A 1,079-nucleotide genomic window follows, 5' to 3' on the forward strand; every position below is an offset into this window, starting at 1 on the left:
CCGTTGCCAGCCGCCCTTTTTGCCGCTCAATGTGGGCCAAATCTGTCAAAATCTGAGGATCTTGGGGCTGCAGGGCCAGGGCCCGCCGGTAATACTCCTCGGCTTGGTCATACTGGCCCAGTTGAAAGTGGCAGAGGCCCAGGTTGAAGAGGGCCTGCAGGTGATCCGGCTGCAGCGCCACCGCTTGGCTGTAGCATTCGATAGCTGCTTCCAGCTTGCCCAGCGCTTGATATACAGCGCCCAAGTTGCTGTGAAAGGCTGCCTGCTCTGGCCGCAGCTGCGTGGCCTTGGCCATGTGGGCCGCGGCTTCCTCAAGGCGGCCCGTCTGGTAGCAGAGGATGCCCAGAAAATGCAGAGCCTCCGGTTGGTCGGGCTGGAGAGCCAGCACCTGCCGGTAGGCCGCCTCCGCCTGCTGCAGCTCCCCTGCCTGGTGGTGGCGGGTTGCCGCTTCCAAGGTGGCTATCAGCGCATCGGGTGTCACTTGGCCTGGATCCCTGGGTTTCACGACTCCTGATTCTATACCTAATCTGGGTTGCGTGAGAAAAAAGCGGGCCCGCCTGCACAGGCCCGCCAGCTGCTGAGGCAGCAGAGCGCCAATTAGCGCGGGACAGTGAAAGTAATGTCCAGCCGTGGCCCGCGAGCGGTGGTGATAGGGCCAGCACCCGTGCCTGTAGCCGGCTCTTTGTCGAACTCGGCGCGGCAGGTGCCCGTAGCCCCCTGGCTGATCTCGAAACCAGCCGCATTGGCCGGCGTGCCTGCCACCGTGCCGCTGGAGGTAAAGCTGGCAGTGAAGGTGGCCGAGTAGGAGAAAGTTTGGTTGGGGAGGACTAGAGTCAGGTTGACCGGGCCAGTGAGCTGACTGCCAGAGGCACTGGAGCTTTGGCCATTTGCAGTAGCAGTAACCGCCGGACCGGTAAATGTGAAGGAAGTACTAATTCCAAGGCCACGTATCTCTAGGATACTCTGCGTAATGGTAGTCTGACTAGTGGGTAGGAAAGCAGTAAAGGTGCTTCCTGCAGCACTGAAGCTTACCGTAACTGGGTTGGTGGCCAGGAGGGTAATCGTGAGCGTGGCTGGGA

2 protein-coding genes are annotated in these 1,079 nt (G+C 61.0%); one reads left to right on the forward strand and one right to left on the reverse strand.

Annotated elements, in window-relative coordinates; all coding sequences use genetic code 11:
* The coding region (locus ACVWZ1_RS14360; protein WP_457503747.1) for a tetratricopeptide repeat protein at nucleotides 1-481 on the reverse strand (481 nt) is incomplete at its 3' end.
* A gap of 138 nt (nucleotides 482-619) precedes the next feature.
* Here ACVWZ1_RS14360 and ACVWZ1_RS14365 point away from each other — a divergent pair.
* Nucleotides 620-805, forward strand: a complete 186-nt coding sequence (locus ACVWZ1_RS14365; RefSeq protein WP_457503748.1) for a hypothetical protein — start codon at nucleotides 620-622, stop codon at nucleotides 803-805.
* The last annotated feature ends 274 nt before the right edge of the window (nucleotides 806-1,079 follow it).

This window comes from Thermostichus sp. MS-CIW-25 (assembly GCF_054060015.1).